Source organism: Desulfobaculum senezii, assembly GCF_054657395.1.
The window spans coordinates 1,576,002-1,597,112 of sequence record NZ_BAAHYU010000002.1 but is presented as its reverse complement, the minus strand read 5'-3'; the positions used below and the strand labels follow the sequence as shown (position 1 = coordinate 1,597,112).

General features: G+C 60.1%; 19 protein-coding genes and 2 pseudogenes. 18 read left to right on the top strand and 3 right to left on the bottom strand.

Annotated elements, in window-relative coordinates; translation table 11 throughout:
* Positions 1-91: 91 nt before the first annotated feature.
* Entirely contained in the window at positions 92-1,405 is a 1,314-nt protein-coding gene (locus ACYQ2T_RS07940) for a glycosyltransferase family 9 protein (RefSeq protein WP_459899826.1), read from the bottom strand.
* Positions 1,406-1,553: 148 nt separating this feature from the next.
* On the opposite strand from ACYQ2T_RS07940, the gene ACYQ2T_RS07935 reads away from it, so the two are divergent.
* The 18 genes and pseudogenes from ACYQ2T_RS07935 to dapA all read left to right on the top strand — a co-directional run.
* On the top strand, positions 1,554-2,231 hold the full coding sequence (locus ACYQ2T_RS07935) for a precorrin-2 dehydrogenase/sirohydrochlorin ferrochelatase family protein (RefSeq protein ID WP_459899824.1): 678 nt from the start codon (positions 1,554-1,556) through the stop codon (positions 2,229-2,231).
* Complete coding sequence (locus ACYQ2T_RS07930) at positions 2,218-3,051, top strand: cytochrome C assembly family protein (RefSeq protein ID WP_459899823.1); 834 nt, start codon at positions 2,218-2,220, stop codon at positions 3,049-3,051. Before ACYQ2T_RS07935 ends, ACYQ2T_RS07930 begins: the two co-directional genes overlap by 14 nt.
* Positions 3,048-4,400: a glutamyl-tRNA reductase gene (gene hemA / locus ACYQ2T_RS07925; protein ID WP_459899822.1), complete on the top strand. Its 1,353-nt coding sequence runs from the start codon at positions 3,048-3,050 to the stop codon at positions 4,398-4,400. Before ACYQ2T_RS07930 ends, hemA begins: the two co-directional genes overlap by 4 nt.
* A 50-nt stretch (positions 4,401-4,450) precedes the next feature.
* Positions 4,451-4,786: a hypothetical protein gene (locus tag ACYQ2T_RS07920; RefSeq protein WP_459899821.1), complete on the top strand. Its 336-nt coding sequence runs from the start codon at positions 4,451-4,453 to the stop codon at positions 4,784-4,786.
* A gap of 114 nt (positions 4,787-4,900) precedes the next feature.
* On the top strand, positions 4,901-5,923 hold the full coding sequence (tilS, locus tag ACYQ2T_RS07915; protein WP_459899819.1) for a tRNA lysidine(34) synthetase TilS: 1,023 nt from the start codon (positions 4,901-4,903) through the stop codon (positions 5,921-5,923).
* 101 nt (positions 5,924-6,024) lie between these two features.
* Positions 6,025-6,696 carry an adenylate kinase gene (locus tag ACYQ2T_RS07910; protein ID WP_404844895.1) on the top strand — a complete coding sequence of 224 codons (672 nt, stop codon included), beginning with the start codon at positions 6,025-6,027 and terminating at the stop codon, positions 6,694-6,696.
* Positions 6,697-6,826: 130 nt separating this feature from the next.
* Entirely contained in the window at positions 6,827-7,681 is an 855-nt protein-coding gene (locus tag ACYQ2T_RS07905) for a menaquinone biosynthetic enzyme MqnA/MqnD family protein (protein WP_459899818.1), read from the top strand.
* A 688-nt stretch (positions 7,682-8,369) separates the two neighbouring features.
* The gene (locus ACYQ2T_RS07900) at positions 8,370-9,476 is read left to right on the top strand and encodes a PilZ domain-containing protein (protein WP_459899817.1); all 1,107 of its coding nucleotides are present in this window, start codon (positions 8,370-8,372) and stop codon (positions 9,474-9,476) included.
* 63 nt (positions 9,477-9,539) lie between these two features.
* A complete protein-coding gene (locus ACYQ2T_RS07895) occupies positions 9,540-10,376 on the top strand; it encodes a hemolysin family protein (RefSeq protein ID WP_404844892.1) in 837 nt (278 codons plus the stop codon).
* A 3-nt stretch (positions 10,377-10,379) separates the two neighbouring features.
* Positions 10,380-11,915: an apolipoprotein N-acyltransferase gene (lnt, locus tag ACYQ2T_RS07890; RefSeq protein ID WP_459899814.1), complete on the top strand. Its 1,536-nt coding sequence runs from the start codon at positions 10,380-10,382 to the stop codon at positions 11,913-11,915.
* Positions 11,916-11,982: 67 nt separating this feature from the next.
* A protein-coding gene (gene prfB / locus ACYQ2T_RS07885; protein WP_459899812.1) for a peptide chain release factor 2 occupies positions 11,983-13,093 on the top strand; the annotation gives its coding sequence in 2 pieces (ribosomal slippage) (positions 11,983-12,057 and positions 12,059-13,093; 1,110 coding nt in all).
* Positions 13,094-13,198: 105 nt separating this feature from the next.
* Positions 13,199-14,434 carry an ISL3 family transposase gene (locus ACYQ2T_RS07880; protein WP_459897527.1) on the top strand — a complete coding sequence of 412 codons (1,236 nt, stop codon included), beginning with the start codon at positions 13,199-13,201 and terminating at the stop codon, positions 14,432-14,434.
* A gap of 48 nt (positions 14,435-14,482) precedes the next feature.
* Positions 14,483-15,298, top strand: coding sequence for a GGDEF domain-containing protein (locus ACYQ2T_RS07875; protein WP_459899811.1), 816 nt, complete (start codon positions 14,483-14,485; stop codon positions 15,296-15,298).
* Positions 15,299-15,313: 15 nt separating this feature from the next.
* Positions 15,314-16,141: a MinD/ParA family protein gene (locus ACYQ2T_RS07870; RefSeq protein WP_459899809.1), complete on the top strand. Its 828-nt coding sequence runs from the start codon at positions 15,314-15,316 to the stop codon at positions 16,139-16,141.
* A gap of 108 nt (positions 16,142-16,249) precedes the next feature.
* Positions 16,250-16,525, top strand: a complete 276-nt coding sequence (locus tag ACYQ2T_RS07865; RefSeq protein WP_404844887.1) for an HU family DNA-binding protein — start codon at positions 16,250-16,252, stop codon at positions 16,523-16,525.
* Between the two features lie 6 nt (positions 16,526-16,531).
* Entirely contained in the window at positions 16,532-17,431 is a 900-nt protein-coding gene (locus tag ACYQ2T_RS07860; protein WP_459899806.1) for a UshA-like (seleno)protein family 2, read from the top strand.
* 75 nt (positions 17,432-17,506) lie between these two features.
* Positions 17,507-18,361 carry a diaminopimelate epimerase gene (dapF, locus tag ACYQ2T_RS07855; protein WP_459899804.1) on the top strand — a complete coding sequence of 285 codons (855 nt, stop codon included), beginning with the start codon at positions 17,507-17,509 and terminating at the stop codon, positions 18,359-18,361.
* A gap of 44 nt (positions 18,362-18,405) precedes the next feature.
* Positions 18,406-19,281 (top strand): annotated as a pseudogene (gene dapA, locus ACYQ2T_RS07850) (4-hydroxy-tetrahydrodipicolinate synthase); the annotation flags it as partial.
* 194 nt (positions 19,282-19,475) lie between these two features.
* Here dapA and ACYQ2T_RS07845 read toward each other — a convergent pair.
* Positions 19,476-19,925, bottom strand: a complete 450-nt coding sequence (locus ACYQ2T_RS07845; protein ID WP_459899802.1) for a tetratricopeptide repeat protein — start codon at positions 19,923-19,925, stop codon at positions 19,476-19,478.
* A gap of 124 nt (positions 19,926-20,049) precedes the next feature.
* Positions 20,050-21,070, bottom strand: a pseudogene (locus ACYQ2T_RS07840) (IS481 family transposase).
* Between the last annotated feature and the right edge of the window lie 41 nt (positions 21,071-21,111).

Here is a 21,111-nt window from a genome sequence, read left to right as displayed (position 1 = left end):
ACCTGTTGTGAATCGTATGATAACTGCGCAGAACGCCGCGCGGGCGTGGGCTGCGTGTACTCGGTCCGGGGTGCGATGTCTCCGCGCCTGCCTAGGCTCCCGCCGCGGGGGTGCCTGCCTCGGGCGCGGGGGTGCTCTCGAATGATTCAAGGCGCGGTGCGCCCTGCTCCAGCATCCAGTCGGCCTCGTGGAAAATCCGGTGCACAAGGCTTTGGTCCGGGGCGGGGCCGAGAATATCGCGCCCAAGATGCTGGCCCACCAGCGCGCGGAAGGCCTGCCGCTTCTCGGCGGCAGGGTCCTCGCCAAGAACGGGACGATACGTCACGCCAAGGGGGTCCACGGCGCTGACGTACCCCACCAGCCCCTGCGGAATCTCAAACGCCGGATTCCCGGCAAGATGGCGCAACAGTTCGCGGTCGGCAAAGGCGGACAGACAGGCCACGTCATAGGGGCACGGGTCGGACTCCAAACAGGGCGCGCAGGACTCGTTCGTCTGCCAGACCCGGTGGCCGATGCCGTAGGGGCCGGTCTCGAAACACCACGCCGAGGAAAGAAAGAGCGCATGCACGGGCACCCCAAGATGCGCGGCAAGATGCATGGTCCCGGTATCCGGCGTGATAACGGCGTCCAGACCGGTGAGCGTGTCGATAAGACCCGCCCAGTCGGTCTGCCCCACTGTGTTCTCGGTCATGGCGGCAAGACGGGACGATGCCGCGCCCATAAACTCCTTGGCAAGGGAACGCTCGCCGCGGCTGCCCATGAGCACAATGCGCTCACTGCGCGTACCCTGCGCCACAGCGCCCGCGATGGTGGTGAGCATGGCTGGCGGCACACTGCGGCGCGATTCGCGCCCGGCCAGCACCACGCCGACGCCCTTGCCGCCGCGCCGGGCGATGGGATTCACCTCGCCGGGGGCGATGGGGTCGTCTGCAAGCTCGGCCCAAAAGTCCACAAGGTTCAGCCCGGCGGCGCGGCGAACGCGCGTCCAGCGCATGGCCATGCGCGGCCACAGGTCCGAAATCTCCTGCCCACCCTGCAATTTATGCCCACGAACACGCTCCGGAGCGAACAACGCAGAGAGAGCGAAATTCATGCCAGAAAGATTCAGGTTGTACACCTCGGCAAAGGGGATATCCCGCAACGAGGAGAACACGCCAAGGTTGGCGGCCAGCACTTCGGCAGGCGCGGGAGCGCCGGAACGGTGGGCCATAACGCCGTGGACCACGCACTGCGGGTACACCAGCTGGGCGATGTCCACCAACGAGCGGTCCACCACCAGATGGACGGTGCTCTCCGGGCGCGCAAGCAGCGTGGCGATAAGCCGCTTGGTCTGCAAAAGGTCACCGAAGCGGGCAAGTTGTATGATAAGGTAATGGCCAGCGGAGGCTGGGCGGGACGTTGGCATTGTAGGCTCTATCTCCGTGAAATGCGTGTTTTCGCGCAGTTTTTCCAGCGGCGAAGGTACCGCAGTTTGGCGTTGCGGGCAACAATCCGCAGACAATCCGGCCGGATAACCTTTTGCAGGCGGGGTGCACTTCTGGTATGACGCGGCCATGCGACATTATCCCGCATTTTTGAACCTGCACGGACGACGGTGTCTGGTGGTGGGTGCCGGTGAGGTTGGCCTGCGCAAGGTCAAGACACTTGCCTCGTGCCATCCTGCCGAAATCACCGTCATAGATACCGCGCCGCCATCCGAGGCCATGATCCCCTTGCTGGACGACCCCGCCGTGGTCTATAACCAGCGCCCGTTCAGCGATGATGACATCATGGGGCGCACCCTTGTTTTTGCATGCACGAGCAATGCCGAACTGAACGCGCACGTGGCCCGGCTGTGCAACGCCGCGGGCACCCTGTGCAATATTGCCGACGCCCCGGCCGAAAGCGGCTTCATCGTACCGGCCACCTTTTGCCGCGACAGCCTCGTGGTGGCGTTTTCCACGGGCGGAGCCAGCCCTGCCGTATGCCGCCGCATACGAAAGGAGCTTGAAGACACGCTCGGTCCGCGCTATGGCGGCTTCATCACGTTGATGGGGCGCATCCGGCCACTGGTTCTGGAGCAGGGCATGCCGACTTGCGACAACACAACACTTTTCAGACAACTCGCCTACGGTCCGCTTCTTGACGCCGTGGGGGACGGGGACAGCCAGCGCATGCAGGCCATCCTGCAGGATACACTGCCTAAGGCGCTGCATCCCCACATCGGAGAACTCATCGATGGAATTGTTTAACGCTCTGCCAATTGGCATCACGCTGCTGTATTCGCTGGGCGCCGCCCTGTTCATCGGCGGCATGCTCGGCGTGCGTCCCGGCCTGAAAAAGGCCGCTGGGGTCGCGTCCGGTGCAGGTTTTGGCCTGCACACCATCTCCCTCGCCCTGTTCTTCAACCAGATGGGCTACTCCGGTTTTCTGGAAGGCGGCTTTCACCTGAGCCTGCTGGGCTGGGTGCTGCTGGCTATCTTTTTCACCCTGTGGTGGCGCCTAAAACTCGACTTTCTGGCACTGGCGGCCTCTCCGCTGGCGCTGCTCCTCTATCTTTCGTCCGTCACCCTGCCCGGCTCCAAGGTGCTCATGCCCAAGGCGCTGGCGGGGTCATTCTTTATGCTGCACATCGGCTCGCTGTTTTTCAGCTTGGCCTTTTTGGCCATGGCCTTTGCCGCAGGCGTGCTGTTCATCCATCTGGAACGCAAGATTAAGACCAAGGAAAAGCTGACGGGCTTCCGCAAGGACCTGCCCTCGCTGAATACCTTTGACCGCGCCAACTACCACGCCGTGGTGTTCGGCTTTCCGCTGTACACCGTGGGCCTGCTGTCTGGCTTCATTTGGGGCCGCTTCGCGTGGGGGCGCATCATCACCGGCGACCCCAAGGAAGTGGTCTCCATTCTCATCTGGTTGGTGTATGCCTACCTGTTCCACCAGCGCCTCGCCGTCGGTTGGCGTGGGCGCAAGGCGGCACTGCTCGCCATTGCCGTGTTCCTGTTCAGTGTCCTTTCACTGGTCGTCGTGAACTTCATGATGCCCTCGCACCACAACTTCATGCAGATCTCATGAAACAGAAGATTTTTCTCATAGGACTCAACCACCGGACGGCTGGTGTGGAAATCCGCGAGGCATATGCCCTCAAGGACTGTAACACCGTGGAACTCGGCTTCGTGACCCCGGACGGTCGCGTGAGCGAGGCTCTCACCCTTTCCACCTGCAACCGTGTCGAAATGCTGGTCGTCACCGACGACAGCATGACGGCGGACGACATTCTGCACTTTTGGGCCTCGAACTGTGGCGGCAGCGTGCCGCAGCTGAAACCCCACGTGTATATCCACGAGGGGCTGGACGCCATCAAGCACCTGTTCACCGTGGCGGCCAGCCTTGATTCCATGGTCGTTGGCGAACCCCAGATTCTGGGCCAGCTCAAGGATGCCTACCGCAAATCCGTGGAGTACGGCTCGGCCAAGGTCATTGTGAACCGCGCCCTGCACAAGGCGTTCTCCGTGGCCAAGCGCGTGCGCACCGAAACGTCCATCGCCAGCTCCGCCGTTTCCATCAGCTACGCTGCGGTGGAACTGGCCAAGAAAATCTTCGGCGATATGAGCGACCACCGCGCCATGCTGGTCGGCGCAGGCGAAATGGCCGAACTTGCCGCCACCCACCTTATCAACGGTGGCGTGCAGGAAATCATGGTCGCCAACCGCACCTACCACCGTGGTGAGGAGCTTGCCCGCCGCATGAATGGTACGCCCATCATGTTTGAGGAAATGCACCGCAAGCTTGCGGACGTTGACATCGTCATCAGCTCTACCGGCGCAACGGAAGCCATCATCCGCGCCAAGGACTTGAAGCCCGTGCTCAAAAAACGCCGCAACCGCCCCATGTTCTTCATCGACATCGCCGTCCCGCGCGACATCGACCCCGACGTCAACGGACTTGACAACGTCTACCTGTACGACATCGACGACCTGAAGGAAGTGGTGGAGGAAAACCTTGCCCAACGGCGGGAGGAAGCCACCAAGGCCGAAGCCATTATCGACTCCGAAACCCGGCAGTTTGATACGTGGCTGGAGTCCCTAGAGCTCAACCCCACCATCTGCGACCTGCTGGACAAGGGCGAAACCATTGCCATGCGCGAGTTGTCCAAGACCATGAAGCGCCTTGGCGATGTGTCCGATGAAGAGCGCGAAGCCCTTGAGACCCTTGTCAAATCTCTGGCGCATAAGCTCTATCACGAGCCTATCACCTTCCTGAAACGCCGCACGCAGGAAGAAGGCGCGGCGCAGCGCTTTATCGACACCACACGCAGGATGTTCAACCTCGATGGCGAATCCATCCCGGAGAACGCCCACGCGGACCGCAAACGCAATGTGGTGCAGCTCCGCGCGGCCTGCGGCTGTAAGAAATCCGAATAGTCCAACGCCACCGGCCACGGACAGACACCGACACTTCCAGCGAGAGGACCATGCGCAACTACCACATCGACGAACTGACGACTGACGACATTGAGCGACTGCAAAAAGCCCTCGACGCCAAAGACATGAGCGGCTCCATGAAAGGCTTCTACTGGCTGGACCTGCCCCGCGAGCTCTACTCCGAGTTGCAGACCGAACACGCGGACTCCTGCGGCCCCTACAGCTTCGGCATCGAAGTGCTGGAAGACGGCCTGCGCATGGAACTGCTGGCCCGCGCCAGAAACATCATCCGCTGCGGCTGTGTCACCTACGCCACCCCGGACCAGCGCGACTACGCCATCAATTGGCTGGACGGCCTGCTCAAAGAACAGGACATCCCGGCCTAACGCCAACTTTTACTCCATACGCATGGCGGGCAGAGCCGCGCGCTCTGCCCGCCTTTTCGCACCCTAAGTAGCCACAACACACCGCATGCCCCCGCAAGCGCGAGGAGGCTGACCATGGCACTCCCCCACCGCATCCAAGATCTCGCCCCGGAACACGCCCGGTTCTGCCTGCGCGTCCAGCGCTTCATGACCGATGAACTCAGCCTCGACCTGCGCGGCGCGCGCATTGTCGTGGGCTTTTCCGGTGGCGTCGACTCCACGGTGCTGCTGGCTGCGCTGTCGCTGCTGTCGCGGCGGCTGGAGTGCACCGTCTCCGCCGCGCATCTGGACCACGGCCTGCGCGCGGAATCCGCAGAGGACGCCGCCCACGCACGCCGCACCTGCGAGGCATGGGGCATCCCCTTCACGCACCGGCGCGTTGACGTCCGCGCTATGGCTGGCGGGGCATCCGGCGTGGAAAACGCCGCCCGCTCGGCGCGCTACGGCTTTCTTGAGCAGGTTCGCGCGGACGGGGGGGCGGACTTCATTGCCCTTGGACACACCCTTGACGACCTCGGCGAAGATGTGCTGATGCGCCAGACGCGCGGCGCAGGCTGGCCCCAGCTGGGCGGCATGCGCGCCGTGGTGCCGGAACGGCACGTCATCCGCCCTCTGCTGCTCACCACGCGCGCGCAGATTGAAGCCTTTGCCACAGGCCTTGGCCTGCCGTGGGTGGAGGATGCCACCAATGCGGATACCACCTATACCCGAAACCGCTTCCGCCACGACATCCTGCCCCGCCTTGCTCGTGAAAACCCGAACTTTCTGGGCAGCATCGCTGAACAGTGGCGTCTTGCCCGCCTTGATGCGAATTTCTTTGCCGCGCAGGTGAGCGCGGCCCTGTCCGGAGCGGTTCAAGGCGACGGCACAATCTTCTTGCGCCGTGAAATCATTGAAGATACACACAAGGCCTTGCGGCTGCGGATTTTCAAAGCCGCGCTGGAGCGCCTTGGTCCCGGCCAGTCCCGGGCCGACGCACTCCACCGTTTGGATGCGCTCTTTCTCAGCCGCGAGGGCGGCAAGACCGTCCAGTTTCCGGGAGGCAAAACCGCCACGTGCTCTGCCGCCGGCGTCCTCCTGAAACCCCGCTGCGGCTAAGCTCCCAGCACTTTTTGCCTTCTTGCCGGGTCTTGGCATTGACAGCGGCTGGCGAGAAGGATAGAGCTTTGTGAAATTTTCAACTTGTGAAGGAGGAACCAGTGAATATTCTTATTTTCGGTCCCAATGGCAGCGGTAAAGGTACGCAAGGCTCCCTGGCTAAGCAGAAATACAATCTCGACCACATTGAGTCCGGCGCTATCTTCCGCAAGCACATCGGCGGCGGCACCGAACTTGGCAAAAAGGCCAAGGAATACATCGACAAGGGCGAGCTGGTTCCCGATGACATCACCATCCCCATGGTTCTGGACGTGCTGAATCAGTCCTCCGCCAACGGCTGGCTGCTGGACGGCTTCCCCCGCTCCATCGCTCAGGCCGAGAAGCTGTGGGAAGCTCTGGAAAAGGACGGCGTCAAGCTGGACTACGTCATTGAAATCCTGCTCCCCCGCGAAGTCGCCAAAGCCCGCATCATGGGCCGTCGCCTCTGCGCCAACGACCCGAACCACCCCAACAACGTGGGCATCCCGGTCATCGCTCCCGATGGCGACAAGTGCCGCGTCTGTGGTGGCGAGCTGACCGCCCGCGCCGACGACCAGGACGAGGACGCCATCGACAAGCGCCACAACATCTACTACGACACCGAGACCGGCACCCTCGCTGCGGCCTACTACTACAAGAACAAGGCCGACTCCGCTGGCTTCAAGTACATTGAGCTGAACGGCGAAGGCTCCATCGACGAGATCAAGCAGTACCTGATCTCCCAGCTGGACTAGCCACAGCCCGCATCAGTCTGTTGCGTTATACGGCCACCGGAGCTATAGCTTCGGTGGCCTTTTTCATTGCGGTGGCGGGGCCACGCGCCCACCGCCCCCAGCCGTTACGCGCAACAAAGGACATCTCAACATGACATCACCTCGCCTCAATATCGGGCAAATCAGCTATCTGAACGTGCTGCCCCTTTTTCAGACCCTCAAGCACCACTTTCCGCCGTCTGACGACATCCGCTACATTCAGGGGCACCCCGCGGAGATGAACGCCGGTTTGCTGGACGGCAGCATCGACCTGTCGCCCGGCTCCGCCTTTGAATACCTCGCCCACGCGGAGCGCTACCGCCTGCTTCCCGGCCTGTCCATCACCGCGCCCGCCGGCCCGGTCAAGAGCGTCCTGCTCGTCAGCCCCGTGGCGCTGGAGGACATCCCGCAGTGGATGGCCGACAACGGCCCCCAAATCCACGTGACCAAGGCTTCGGCCAGTTCCGTGGCCCTGCTCAAGACGCTGTGGCACTTCCACTGGCAATTCCCGCAGGCGGACTGGACGGCCATCGACGCCGGAACCGGCCACACCATGGACCGCCCGTTCCTTGAAATTGGCAACTACGCGCTGCGGCATTGGCTGCGCCCACCCGAAGGCTGGCACATCATCGACCTTGCCAACGAATGGCGGGGCTTCACGGGCCTGCCCTTTGTCTTTGCGGTCTGGATGGTCCGAAACGGCCTGAGCGAGGAACAGCTGGACCTGCTGGCGGACGTGCATACCGCCCTTGTCAAATGCAAGCTCTCCTGCCACGAAGCCATCGGCGAAATTGCCGAGATGGACGACATCTGTACATGGATTTCGCGCGACGGCATTGAAGACTACCTGTCCACACTGGACTACGAGCTTGGCCCCAAGGAGCAAGCCTCCCTGACCCTGTTTGCGGACTACTGCCGCAGACTCGGCCTTATTCCCGGCGCTCCCGGTCTGCGCTGGGCCCTTTAACTGCCGCCCTTGTCCTGCGTCCCGGTCCACAGCGCACCGGGACGCGGCAACGCGCGAGGCCCCGCAGCCCGTGCTGCGCGCCTCAAGGCATAATACGAGGCTGACGCCTTACTACACGGCGCGACTTCCCGCGCGCCTCCCTTTGGCGGCGAACGCTTGCCAGCCGCCCCGTCTGCGCCCCAGCCCGCGCCTTACTCCGCGACCACCTCTCAACACTTCACCGCCCACGCGCCACCTCTCAATGCGCTCACCCAACAGCTGCCGGCACCGCCCTTGGCCGCCACCAAGAGCACCGCGCCTGTGACGATTTTGTGACGAAAATCGTTCACACCACACATCTCCCGGCGTATACTATTGGCACACGTCGCGCCCCGTCGGCGGTTGCGTTTCGCCTCTGCTTGGCCCGCACACCCCTTCCATTTCGTGGCCGCGTCATCCCCTCGTCGCAATATCCCGCCATTTCAGCTCTTTTTCATGCATCAAAAGACTTGTACTCTGGACTTCTTTTTGCATAAATACAGGGCAGCAGCCAACGCTTTTCCTTGCAGGACGGGCAAATACGCACAGCGGCCAATTGCCGCGTCAAAAACCCGTCGCCCCAAACGCCACCGCGCCATGCTGCCACACCCCCGCCGCCACGGCGGCGCACAGCAAACACACTATGCTCCGAGGAGGAGCCAGAGAGTCCATGCAGCTTTCCCCCGACATTCTCACAGACAGCGCCCTGCCGCTCATCACGGCCCAGCGCGGGACTATCGACAAGTCCTTCCTGAACAACGTCCAGAACACCTTCGGCTCCTGGGGACTGTCCGGCGACACCTTCATCACGATTCTTGCCACGCTGAGCGTGGTCTTCATCGTGGGCGGGTGCGGCATTTTGGTGAACCACTACATGCGCTCGCGCAAAAAAACCACGCCCCCGTCATGGATTGTTGACCCCGGCGACATCGCCAACCTTTTTGACTCCGTCATGGTTCAGCGCAGCAAAATCGAACTGCGCTTTGGCGGCGAAAGCAACGCCGGCAACCGAACCTCCACCGCCTGTTCACTGGAAGACGTCCGAAACGGCCTGCTGGAGCTTGAAATCTCCGGCTTTGTCAAAGCGCACCAAGGCTGGCTGGAGCGCCCCGTGGAGTGCTTCTTCCGCATTACGAACCCCGCCCGGCCCGGACATTCCGACTTCTACACCTTTTCCACGCGCATCAAGGGCATCCGCAAGGTTTCCAAGGACGTCACCCTGCTGAGCCTGCCGGTTCCCGAGCATGTGGAACTCAGCCAAAAACGCCTGTCCCTGCGCATAGAGCCGCCCCTGCAATACACGCTTGGGCTGGCCCTGTGGCCGGACCCGCTGTCCAGAGACGGCAAACGCCTCACCCACATCAAGGACTGGGGCCGTCCGCCGCTTCTTGCCTCGCGCGATATGGCCGACAGGCCCATCCGCATCATGAATATCTCCTCCGGCGGCATGCGCCTTGAACTGCCGCACGAGACCGTGAAACAGTCCGGCCTGAAGTTTGAAATTGGCGAGCGCTACGTCGTCATGGCGCAGCTCTTTGACCCGGAGGCGTCCAAAAAGGTCACCCTGTGGTCCATGGTGCGTGTGCAGAACAGGTACGAAGAGTTCGACACCAAGCGCCTGGAGGCCGGAATACAGTTCATGGAACGCGGACGCCTGCTCAAGGAAGGCGGGGGCGAAATTGTCTGGCGGACGGTGGACGAAAACGGTATTCCCGCCGTCGGCAACTGGGTTGCACGACGTCATCTGCAACTCTACCGGGAAAAAGGCTTGACGTAGGCTTGCAACCTCTTACATTTTCGAAGAAGTATTACGCGCCAACACACCACAGGAGGAACCACGTTGGAAGACGATTCGGAAGGATTGTTCACCTCTCTTTTCAGTAGACTTTTCGGCCACAAGGGCAGCCAGATCGAAGACGCCCTTCTTGAGGCCAGACAGGACGGAGAACTCACGGCGACGGAAGTCTCCATGATGTCAAACGTCCTCCGACTTGGACGCAAACAGGTCTGCGATATCATGATTCCCCGCACGGACATCCAGTGTGCGGAGATTGAGGACCCGCTGGAAGACATTGCCGCCCTCATTATGGAGTGCGGGCACTCCCGCATCCCCATCTACAAGGAAAACCGAGATAACATCGTAGGCATCGTCCACGCCAAGGACCTCTTGCGGGTCAGCCATAAGCATGAGGACAGCACAGCCACATGCCGCGACATTATGCGTCAGCCGCTACTCATCCCCGAGACCAAGGCCGTGACGGATATGTTGCAGCTTTTCCGCTCCACCAAAAATCACCTCGCCATCGCTCTTGATGAATACGGCGGCACCTCCGGCCTCGTGACCTTCGAGGACATCATGGAGGAAATCGTCGGCGAGATTGAAGACGAATACGACCAGCCCCGCCCGGAAGACATCCAGACCGTTGAAGAAAACACCTTCATGGTCAGTGGACGCGCCCCCCTTGAGGAAATTGAGGAGCGGCTGGGGCTGAAGCTGGAGTCCGAACAGGTGGAGACCCTGAGTGGATTCATCTGCGAACTGGCAGGCCGCGTCCCCACCAATGGCGAAAGCTTCGCCGTCAACGGCGAAGTCTTTGAGATTAAGGACGCCGACGCCAAGCAAATCCACTGGATACTCATCAAGCCCCGCTCAGAGGCTCCTACAGACTCGGAATAGCAATTGCGCCACATCATCGCTACGCTCATTGCCTGCATCGGGGCCTGGATAGGATTTGCCAATCCATTTATTCAGGTCCCTTTCCTCATTCTCCTGTTCCCACTTGGCATCGCGCTGTGCGGCCTCTTTGCCGCCACCCCAGCCAAAGCCTTCCGCAGCGCGCTCATTGCGGGCGCACTGGCCTACGGCGGCTGCATGTACTGGGTGGCGCTGCCCGTGCACGACTACGGCAACCTGCCGTGGATACTGGCCGCGCCCTGCCCCATGCTGCTTGGGGTGTACTGCGGGCTGTACACGGGCATCTTCGCCGCTGGGCTCCGGCTGGTGCAGGGGAGGCTCCATTGGCTGGCGACAGGGCTTTTCGCCGCTGCGCTCTGGACCGCCCTTGAGGCCCTGCGCGGCTGGCTGTTCACAGGCTTTGCGTGGCTACCGCTCTCCAGCGCGCTGGTTCCCGTACCGTGGCTGTTGCAGGCGGCGTCGCTCATCGGCGCCAACGCCCTTGCCGGCCTCATTGCCGGAAGTATTGCCATGCCCGTGGCCGCGCGCGGCAAAGCCGCCGCCGTGGCGGTGAGCGTTGGCGTGCTGGCAACCATCAGTGGCTACGGCATGATGCGTACCGCCCAGCCCCTGCCTTCGGACGGGGCCATCAGCGTGGCGCTGGTGCAGGGCAACATCAACCAAGCCCAAAAGTGGGACGTCACGTTCCAAAATGGCACCGTAGACCGCTACGCCACCCTGACCGAGGGCGCACAGACCCGCGACGGCAATACCCCGGACCTCATCGTCTGGCCCGAGACGGCACTGCCGTTCTATTTTCAGGAAACCAGCCTCATGAGCGCCCGCGTGCGCAAGCTGGCGCGGGAGGGGCACACCAATCTGCTCACCGGCGCGCCTGCGTACACGCCCATTCCGGACGGCGGCGGCTACCGCATGCACAACCGCGCCTTCCTCATCGGTCCGGACGGCTCCAACGCGGGATTCTACGACAAGGAACACCTTGTCCCCTTTGGCGAATACGTGCCCTTTGGCGAGTATCTGCCCTTCCTGAACAAGCTGGTGCAGGGCGGCGGGGACTTTGTGCCCGGCATCAAGAGCACGCCCCTGCCCGCCGGGCAGATGGATATTGGCGTCCTCATCTGCTACGAAACAATTTTCCCGGAACTGGCGCAGGCCCGTGTGGCGGCCGGGGCCAACCTGCTGGTGAACATCTCCAACGATGCATGGTTCGGCCACTCGTCCGCGCCCTTTCAGCATCTGCAAATGTCCGCCCTGCGCGCCGTTGAGCAGGGACGCTGGCTGGTGCGCGGCACCAATACCGGCATCTCCGCCATCATCGATCCCTACGGACGCATCCACGCCCACAGTTCGCTCTTCCGCGCGGAAAGCGTTGTGGCTTCCGGTGTGGGCCTTCTTTCCGTTATGACGCCATTTCACCGCCACCGCACAGCCATCCTGACGGCCAGCTTCGCCCTTGCGCTCATCCTTGGCGGCGTCGCCTGCCTGCGCCCCGCGCGGGAGCAGGTGCGCGTGCTTGATTGACAGCCGCGAATCACCTATACTCTTGGGTTCTTCCAAGACATTCAATCCAAAGGATATATTTCCGACCATGTTGCAATATCACGATCTCAAGGCTCAAGGCGGCTCCCTGCTCAAAGACTTTGAAAGCCTCTGGGGGCGTCTTTGACCGGAACCAGAGCAGAGACCGGCTTGCAGACATAGAGATGGAGCTGTCGCGTCCCGGCGCATGGGATAACCCCGAAGCGCTGACGCCTATGCTTCAGGAAAAAAGCCATCTCTCCAGCCTGATGGAGCAGTGGGACGCCCTGCTGGCGGCCAAGGAAGACCTTGACGAATGGCTCCTGATGGCACACGAGGACCAAAGTCAGGATGTTCTGGAAGCCCTGCAGGAGCAGGTGAACCTGCTGGCCGAACGTCTGCAGGAAGCCGAACTGCGCACCCTGCTGGCCGAACCCGCCGACGCCGCCCCCGCCATCCTTGAAATCCACCCCGGCGCAGGCGGAACCGAGGCGCAGGACTGGGCCGAAATGCTGCTGCGCATGTACGTGCGCTGGGCCGAGGCCAAAAGTTTCAAAATCAAGACGCTGGATCAGCTTCCCGGCGACGAGGCAGGCATCAAGTCCGTCACGCTGCTCATCGAAGGCACCAACGCCTACGGCCTGCTCAAGGCCGAAAAGGGCATCCATCGTCTTGTCCGTATTTCGCCCTTTGATTCCACGGGCCGCAGGCATACGTCCTTCGCCTCTGTTGACGTCTACCCCGACGCCACGCAGGATGTGGAAATTGAAGTCCGGGACGAGGACGTGCGTGTGGACGTCTTCCGCGCCAGTGGCGCGGGCGGCCAGCACGTCAACAAAACCAGCTCCGCAGTGCGGCTGACCCATATCCCGACGGGCATCGTCGTCTCCTGCCAGAACGACAAGTCCCAGCACCGCAACAAGGACTCCGCGTTCAAAGTCCTGCGCGCCCGCCTCTATGAGCGGGAAATGCGCAAGCGCGCCGAACAGCGGCAGGCCGAATATGCCGACAAAGAGGCCATCGCATGGGGAAGCCAAATCCGCTCCTACGTCCTGCAGCCCTACCGGCTGGTCAAGGACCACCGTTCCAACACGGAAATATCCAATGTTGACGCGGTGCTGGACGGTGATCTGGATACCCTCATCAGAAACTACCTGCTGAGTATTCATGCCCAAAAATAAGGTTCATCTCCCAATTCCGGGGGAAACATAAAAAATTGAGGACAACGGAAACCCTCAGTAATCTCGACAGTTGCACAACAGACGAGAGCTACAAGGAGGGCACCGTTGTCCAAGGGCAAGATTACCCGGTTGTTGGGAGACTGGAAAGGGTATCGTGTTGGAACTGTTCAGCGCCTTGAAGCCAGCGAAGCTCGGAAGCACCCCGAAGTCTGGATCGAGTTGATTCCAATCAGGCGAAGGCGAATGAGATGCAGCGGGTGCGGCAGGCTTGTCTGCGCAGTTCACGACTATGTCGAACGCTGGGTTCGTGACTTGCCTGTATTCGACGCGGCAACGCATTTGCTCGTTATCCGGCGTCGGGTCCATTGTCCCGTCTGTGGACCAAAGCTGGAGCAGCTTCCTTGGCTCGACAGGTATTCGCGTGTCACAAGGCGGCTGGCCGAGTCCGTTGTTCGGCTCTGCCGCATACTTCCCATTAAGCACATCGCGGAATGCTACGGCCTGAACTGGAAGACCGTGAAGACAATCGACAAGCGGTACCTAGCGGAAAAACTCAATCCCATTGACTTGAAAGGCGTCAAGGTTGTCGCAATGGATGAGTTTGCCATCCGCAAAGGACATCGCTACGCCACGATCATCGTCGAGCCTTACACCAAGCGGGTTCTGTGGGTAGGAAGAGGCAACAGCCGGGAGAGCATCCGACCATTCTTTGAACTGCTTGGCCGTGATGGTTGTGCCCGAATTGAGGCCGTTGCAATGGACATGAACGGTGCGTATGCCGCCGAGGTGAAGGCGCAATGCCCGAAAGCCGAGATCGTCTACGATCTATTTCATGTCGTTGCCAAGTATGGCCGAGAAGTAATCGACCGCGTCCGAAACGATGAGGCCAATCGCCTCAATCATGACAAAGACGCCCGTAAGGTTGTCAAAGGCTCACGATGGCTGCTCCTGCGCAACAGGCGGAATCTCATGCGACAGGAAGATCGAATCCGGCTCTATGACCTGCTTCGAGCCAACAAAAATTTGATGAAGGTTTATATCCTCAAGGAGGATTTGAAGCGACTCTGGGACTACCGATACTCCAAAGCTGCCAAGCGATTTTGGAAAGGTTGGTACCGCCGCGCCATGCAAAGCCGAGTCGAGCCGCTCATTAAATTCGCTAAGCGCCTCAAACCCTACATCTCGGGCATTATCTCACACTGCCGATATCCGCTACACACCAGCCTACTCGAAGGGATCAACAACAAGATCAAGGTGATCAAACGGATGGCCTACGGCTTTCTCGACGACGAGTACTTCTTTCTCAAAATCAGAGCAGCCTTCCCCGGAATTGGGAGATGAACCAAAAATAAGACCGCCGCGACCATCGACGTCGACTACGACCCCCTTGTGCGGGAGCTGGAATCCCTGCGCAGGCTGGTGCACAGCACCCACGAGGACTTCTCCGCCTGTGACGCAAAGGACGGTGTGCTTGGCATACTGCGCCTGTGTCCGGGCTTGTCCTTGGACCAATGGCCCACGCTGGCGGAAGAATATGGCCTGCGCGAATGGCTCGCCCTGCCCTTTGGCGAGGGGGACTATCCTTTTCTGGAGCATCTCCAGCAGACGCTGGAAGAGCTGGCCTACCAGACGGAGCACGATCCGCTCACCAGCCTGTTCAACCGCCGCGCCTTTGAGCGCAGTCTGGAGCAGGAGCTGGAGCGCGCCCAGCGCGCCGGGTCGTCACTCTCCGTCGTCATGTTGGACCTTGATGACTTCAAAACCGTCAACGACACCTACGGCCACCCCTGCGGCGACGAAGTGCTGGTGACCCTTGGGCGGCTGATGCTGACCCAGACCCGGCGCTACGACGTTGCCGCGCGCCTTGGCGGCGAGGAGTTTGCGCTCCTGCTGCCCGGAACCGGCCTTATCAAAGCGCGCGCCATGGTGGAACGCCTGCTCGCGCGCATGCGCGAAACGCAGATCCCCTGCCCCGGAGTGGACACCCCCATCTCCGTGACCTGTTCGGCAGGGCTTGTCACATATAAAAGCATGGCCGAAGGCACGCCGCCAGACCTCATCGCTCTGGCGGACAAGGCGCTCTACTCCGCCAAGGCTGCCGGAAAGGACACGGTCGTCACCGCCCCGTTGCAGGATGTGGCCGCACCGTCCAAAGCGACGCTTGTGGAAACCAATGAAAAGAAATTCCTGTTCACGGGAAACTGATCCAAGGACATGGACATGACTGACAAAAAGAATAACGCGATCAGCTTCTCCATCGTCAGCGGCAAGGGCGGTGTCGGCAAAACCAACCTCGCCCTGAACCTCGGGTACGCCCTGCACAAAGCCGGGCACCCTGTTATGCTGATGGACTGCGACCTCGGGCTGGCCAATCTGGACGTTCTGCTCGGCCTCACGCCGGACAAAAGCCTTCAGGACCTGCTGACCGATGACGCCAAGGCCAAGGATATCGTCGTTCCCATCGAGGAATCCAACTTCGACTTCCTCCCCTCGGCGTCGGGTGTGCCCGAACTGATCGACCTTGACGAGGACCTGCAAGGCCTCATTTTCGATAAGCTCAACAGCATCATCGGCGGATATGATTTTCTGCTGATGGACATTGGCGCGGGCATCAGCAAAACCGTACTGCGCTTTGCCGCCATGTCGCAGGAGCGCGTGGTGGTCATCACGCCCGAGCCTACCTCGCTCACTGACGGCTACGCCCTTATTAAGGTACTGCACTCCGAATACGGCGTGGACACCTTCAATGTGGTGGTCAACCAAGCCGCCTCACAGTCCGAGGGCCGCAAGGGCTTTCAGCGCCTCAACGCCGCGTGCGAGCGTTTTCTTGGCATTACGCTGAACTACGCGGGCACCGTCCGCAGCGACCCGGCCGTGGCCGCCGCCGTTGTCCGTCAGGTGCCGCTCTTAAAGTACGCCCCCTCCTCCGACGCAGGGCGAGATATCCTCACTTTGGCCATCAAGCTGCGCCGCATGAGGGATAATCTGCTGCCCCATGTCGGCAATCAGGGGGTATTGCAAAATTTTTCCTCAAATGACGCGGAATAGGCTTGACGGAATTCCTCGAAATTCGGCATATTTGCATAAGCAAGAAAGCGCCTTTTTTTTGGCACCACGTGTATGGGGAACACGTATTTTCGCAACCGGGAGGAGACTATGAACAAAAGTGAACTCATCAAGACCCTGGCAGAAAAGAAGAATCTGCATGTTGACGAAGCGGCTGTCGTCGTCAACACATTCTTCGACTCCATCAAAAGCTCCCTCATCCACGAGGAGCGGGTGGAGATTCGCGGCTTTGGCAGCTTCAAAATCAAGGACTACGGCGGGTACATCGGCCGCAATCCGAAAACCGGCGAAATCGTCAAGGTCCGCCCGAAGAAGCTCCCCTTCTTCAGGCCCGGTAAAGAGCTGAAGGAATTCGTCAACAGCTAGGAAGCAATGCCCCGGATTCTCACACTCATACTCCTACTGGCTGCGCTCTCATTCAGCACTGCTTTCGCCGCTCCCCACGACGAGACTCGACTTCAGCTGGTTTACACATCGAATACCTACGGGCATTACGCACCCTGCCCCACCTGAGGCGGCAAGACGCTCGGCGGTCTGGACAGACGCGCCACCCTTTTCGCCTCCGTGAGAGACAATGACAAGCAGGGTGCCCGCTCGCTCTTTTTGGCGGGACCGTTCGAATTCACTCCCTGCGGGGAAGAACCGGACGGTCCCGCATCTCTTGCCCAGTCCCTCAAGGACGCCTACGACCTGCTGGCCTACGACATCGGCTACCTTTCCCCAAGGGAAGCCGACTGGCTTAGCGCAGCAGGCCTTTCGCGCCCAGAGGGCTGGCGCACCGCCTCGGTCCATGTGCAATTCTCTACCATGGACGTCAACAATGCCTCCATCGGCATCATCTACCTTCCCATGCTCCCCGCCGGGCAGACCTCTGTCCCCCGCTACCTCATGAAAAGCATCGCCGCCAAGGCCAAAAGCCTGCGCAGCCGCACCAAGCTCGTCATCGGCATCAGTCCGTGGGGCTTCATGACGGAAAAGCACTATCTGGACGCCGCCGGGCCTGTCCTCGACGTTCTGTTTGGCGCCGGCCCCGGTCCGGGCCTTGCCGGACGCGTGGAAACTGGCGGCAAAACCTTCTGGGTGCGCTCCTACAGCAAGGGCCGCGCCGTGCATGTTCTGCGCATCAACACGTGGCCACGCCACGACGATGCGGACTGGAAGTGGACCCCAAAGAAGAACATCGTCCTTGATTTCCGCCCCCTTCGCGACAACTCCCTGCCCGACAGCGAAATGGCCCGCACGCTGAGGAAACTTTTCCCCAATGCCCGCTAGGGGTTGCGCTTCCTCACAAAACGCGCCACACTGCACCCTTGTCGCAAACTCCCAACCATTTTTCGGATGAGTGCCATGAGCAAACATTCTGGAACTGGCGTGCCCTTCTTTAAGATGCACGGCAGTGGCAATGACTTTGTACTGATAGACAACCGCGCGCTGCGCCTGCCGCAGGCTGCCATGAGCGAATGGGCCGCCCACGTGTGCCCGCGCGGCTTTGGCATTGGCGCGGACGGGCTTATCTTCCTGCAGGACGCGCCCGAGCGGCAGGATGTCGACTACGTGTGGCATTTCTACAATGGCGACGGCTCCCGCGCGGAGATGTGCGGCAACGGTTCGCGTTGCGCCGCCCGCCTTGCCGCCCGCCTTGGGCTGGCTGGCAGCAGCCACGTCTTTGGAACGGACGCCGGCCCCATCCATGCGGAAGTCAATGAAGCCGAAGAACGCGTGAAGGTGGAGTTGACGCCGCCGCTGGACCTCGCCCTTGGGGCAAAGCTGGACGTGAACGGCCAGAGCCTTGATGTCCACTTTGTGAACACGGGCGTCCCGCACGCCGTCGCCGTGTGTGACGACGTTGCCGCCGTGGACGTGATGCAGCTTGGCCGCGCCCTGCGCGAGCATGAGCACTTTGCCCCGGCAGGAGCCAATGTCAACTTCATTCAGGTGCGCGATAGAGGCCGCCTGTACCTGCGCACCTACGAGCGCGGCGTGGAGGCCGAAACCTTCGCCTGCGGCACGGGTGCGGCAGCATCTGCGTACGTTGCGCATCAGCTTGGCCTTGTCGACACAGAGGTGGAACTCACCACGTCCGGCGGCGAGGTTTTGCAAATCTCTATAGAAAACGGTACGGTCTTTTTGCAGGGAAAGGCTGTTATGACGTATCAGGGCGAAATGTATCCTGAATCCATGGGCCTGACGCCTGTGGAATAGAACCGGCGCCTCCGCGCCGGACTGTTGACCCGAGGAGGAGCAGTATGCAGTTCCAGGGAGCGCTTAGCGCCCTTGTGACGCCGTTTCGAAACGGCGAGATCGATGAGGAAACGTTCCGCGAATTCATCGAGTGGCAGATTGAGCAGGGCATTGACGGACTCGTCCCCTGTGGCACCACTGGTGAATCCGCCACCTTGACGCACGCCGAGCATGGCCGGGCCATCCAGATTTGTGTGGATCAGGTCAAAGGCCGCGTCCCGGTTCTGGCTGGCGCGGGGTCTAATAACACCCGCGAGGCCGTCGAACTCACCAAATACGCCAAAGACGCCGGCGCTGACGGCGCGCTGCTCATCACGCCCTACTATAATAAACCGACCCCTGCGGGGCTTGTAGCGCACTACAAGGCCATTGCCGCAGAGGTGTCCATGCCCTTCATCGTGTACAACGTCCCGGGCCGCACGGCCTTGAACGTGAAGCCCGAAACACTGAAGGCCATCAGGGACGCCGTTCCGGAAGTCATTGGCGTTAAGGAAGCCACGGGCGACCTGCGTCAGGTTTCCGAGGTCGTTGAACTGTGTGGCGACGACTTCTGTGTGCTGTCCGGCGACGACTTCACGGTCCTGCCGCTGTTGTCCGTTGGCGGATGCGGCGTCATCTCCGTGGTGTCCAACATCATGCCCGCCGCCATGGCTGGCATGTGTAAAGCCTTTGCCGAAGGCGACATCGCCACCGCGCAGAAGCTACACTACCACATGATGCCCATGTGCCGCGCCCTCTTCTCCGAGACGAATCCCATCCCGGTCAAGACCGCCGCTTCCCTCATGGGCCTGATGACGGAAGAATTCCGCCTCCCCCTCGTCTCCATGCAACCCGACACCCACGCCGCCCTCCAGCAAACCATGACGGAGACCGGCCTCCTGGGCGCCGCCCTTGTGGACGAAGAAGACGAATCCGAGGGCGTTGCCGCTCCGACGGCGTAGCAAGAGCGCGCCCCAAACGGCCCGCACGCAGGCTGGCCCAAGCCTTGCATACAGCCACAAGGCACAGAAGACCAATTCACAAAGAATCCCCCGGAAGCACGACTTCCGGGGGATTCTTTGTGATGACTAGTAGGTCAACTTATCAAGTCAGTTCGCGCGGTATCCCGCAGAAGTCTTAACAATACCTTCTTATAGTTGCGATTCTCCGGACAAATCTCAACAGCTTTTTCAAAATAAAAACGAGCCGTTTGAGTATCCCCCTCTCGCAGGCATACCCCACCTAAAAGGTAGTGAATATGAGCGTCACCTACAAATTTCCTCAGCTCTTCTTGCAACAAAATTTTTGCACTTTGGACGATATCTTTTTCAAAACTGTATTGACAGGTAAACTTATCAGAATAATTAAATGCCATCAAATGATCAGGATACGCATGAACACAAACTTTAGCTCTCAACATGTCAAAAATTTTTGTCTGACTATCCCCGCACCACTTATGATTATATTCAGCAATTTGAATCAAAGGGTGCCAACGCCTCATCAATTCGTCGCGGCTCACAAACTTTGCCCGTTTTAAAAGGTTCATCTCCCAATTCCGGGGAAGGCTGGCAACGCATCGCACAAACATAGACTCAGGGACCAAAGGAGCCCAGCCTAAACTACTGAAAATATTAGCCCAATGACTCAGAGACTGACAATTAATTGTCCTACTAGCGTTCTTCTCTGACAGATTCGAGGTACTCGTTAATGGTTTCTATGGGACGACGTCCCATGTTTCTATACCCTTGGTGTGAGCGTTCAGTATTGTAGTAGGTCAGCCAGGTGTCCAGGTCGGCCTGGAGTGCTTCTACGGTCTCATAAAGCGTTGTTCTGAAGGCTTCTCGAAAGAACTCATCAAGCACAGTGCCATTAAACCGCTCGACAAAGCCATTTGTGTGAGGTGATCGCACCTTGGTACGGCGGTGTTCAATCTCGTTGAGGGACAGATAGAGTTCATATGGATGGGTGTCGGTGCCGCAAAATTCCCTGCCGTTGTCAGTAAGGACAGCGGAAACGGCAATTTCCTTTTCCTCGTAGAACGGCATGACGTCGTTGTGCAGGACGGAAACGGCAGCCTCTGGCCGCTTGCTGGTATGCAGAAAGCCGAAGGCATAGCTTGAGAAGGAATCGACGACGACATGCAGGTAAACTCGCCCCACTCCTTTGAGAAGTCCCACGTAAAAGGTGTCTTGGCACAACAGCTCCCCAGGGCGAGAACTCTCGACGTGTCGTTCTTTAAAAACGGGATTTTGTTTTTCAATGAAAGCGACCTGTTCGCCCGATAATTCAATGGGTTCGCCAGCTCGCTTCTGCTCTAGCTTAAGCCAGCGGTCGTACTTGGTGCCCATGCCATTCTTGATCAAGATGTTTTGAATGGTTGGGGAGTTCGCCGAAACCCCGATGAGTTTGAGCTGATTGGAAAGGCGAACGCACCCCTCAAGTAGGATGAGCCAGGCTCAATTCCAAGATTTGCTCGACCACCTCCTCGGAGGTGGTGAAAGGGTGGGACTTCGGAATAGGCGGCAGATCTTTGAGCCCTTCAAGGCCGTGAGTCTGGAACCGCCGCTTGTATTCGTAGAATTGACTACGGTGCATACCGCATCGCCGTCAGGCTTCGCTGACGTTTCCCAAGCTCTCTGCAAGCTCAAGCACACTCATACGCTGGCGGGCGACTTTCTCTGCAGCTTTCATGGGGCCTCCATCGTGAGACTGTACCCCAAAATCTGTCTGAG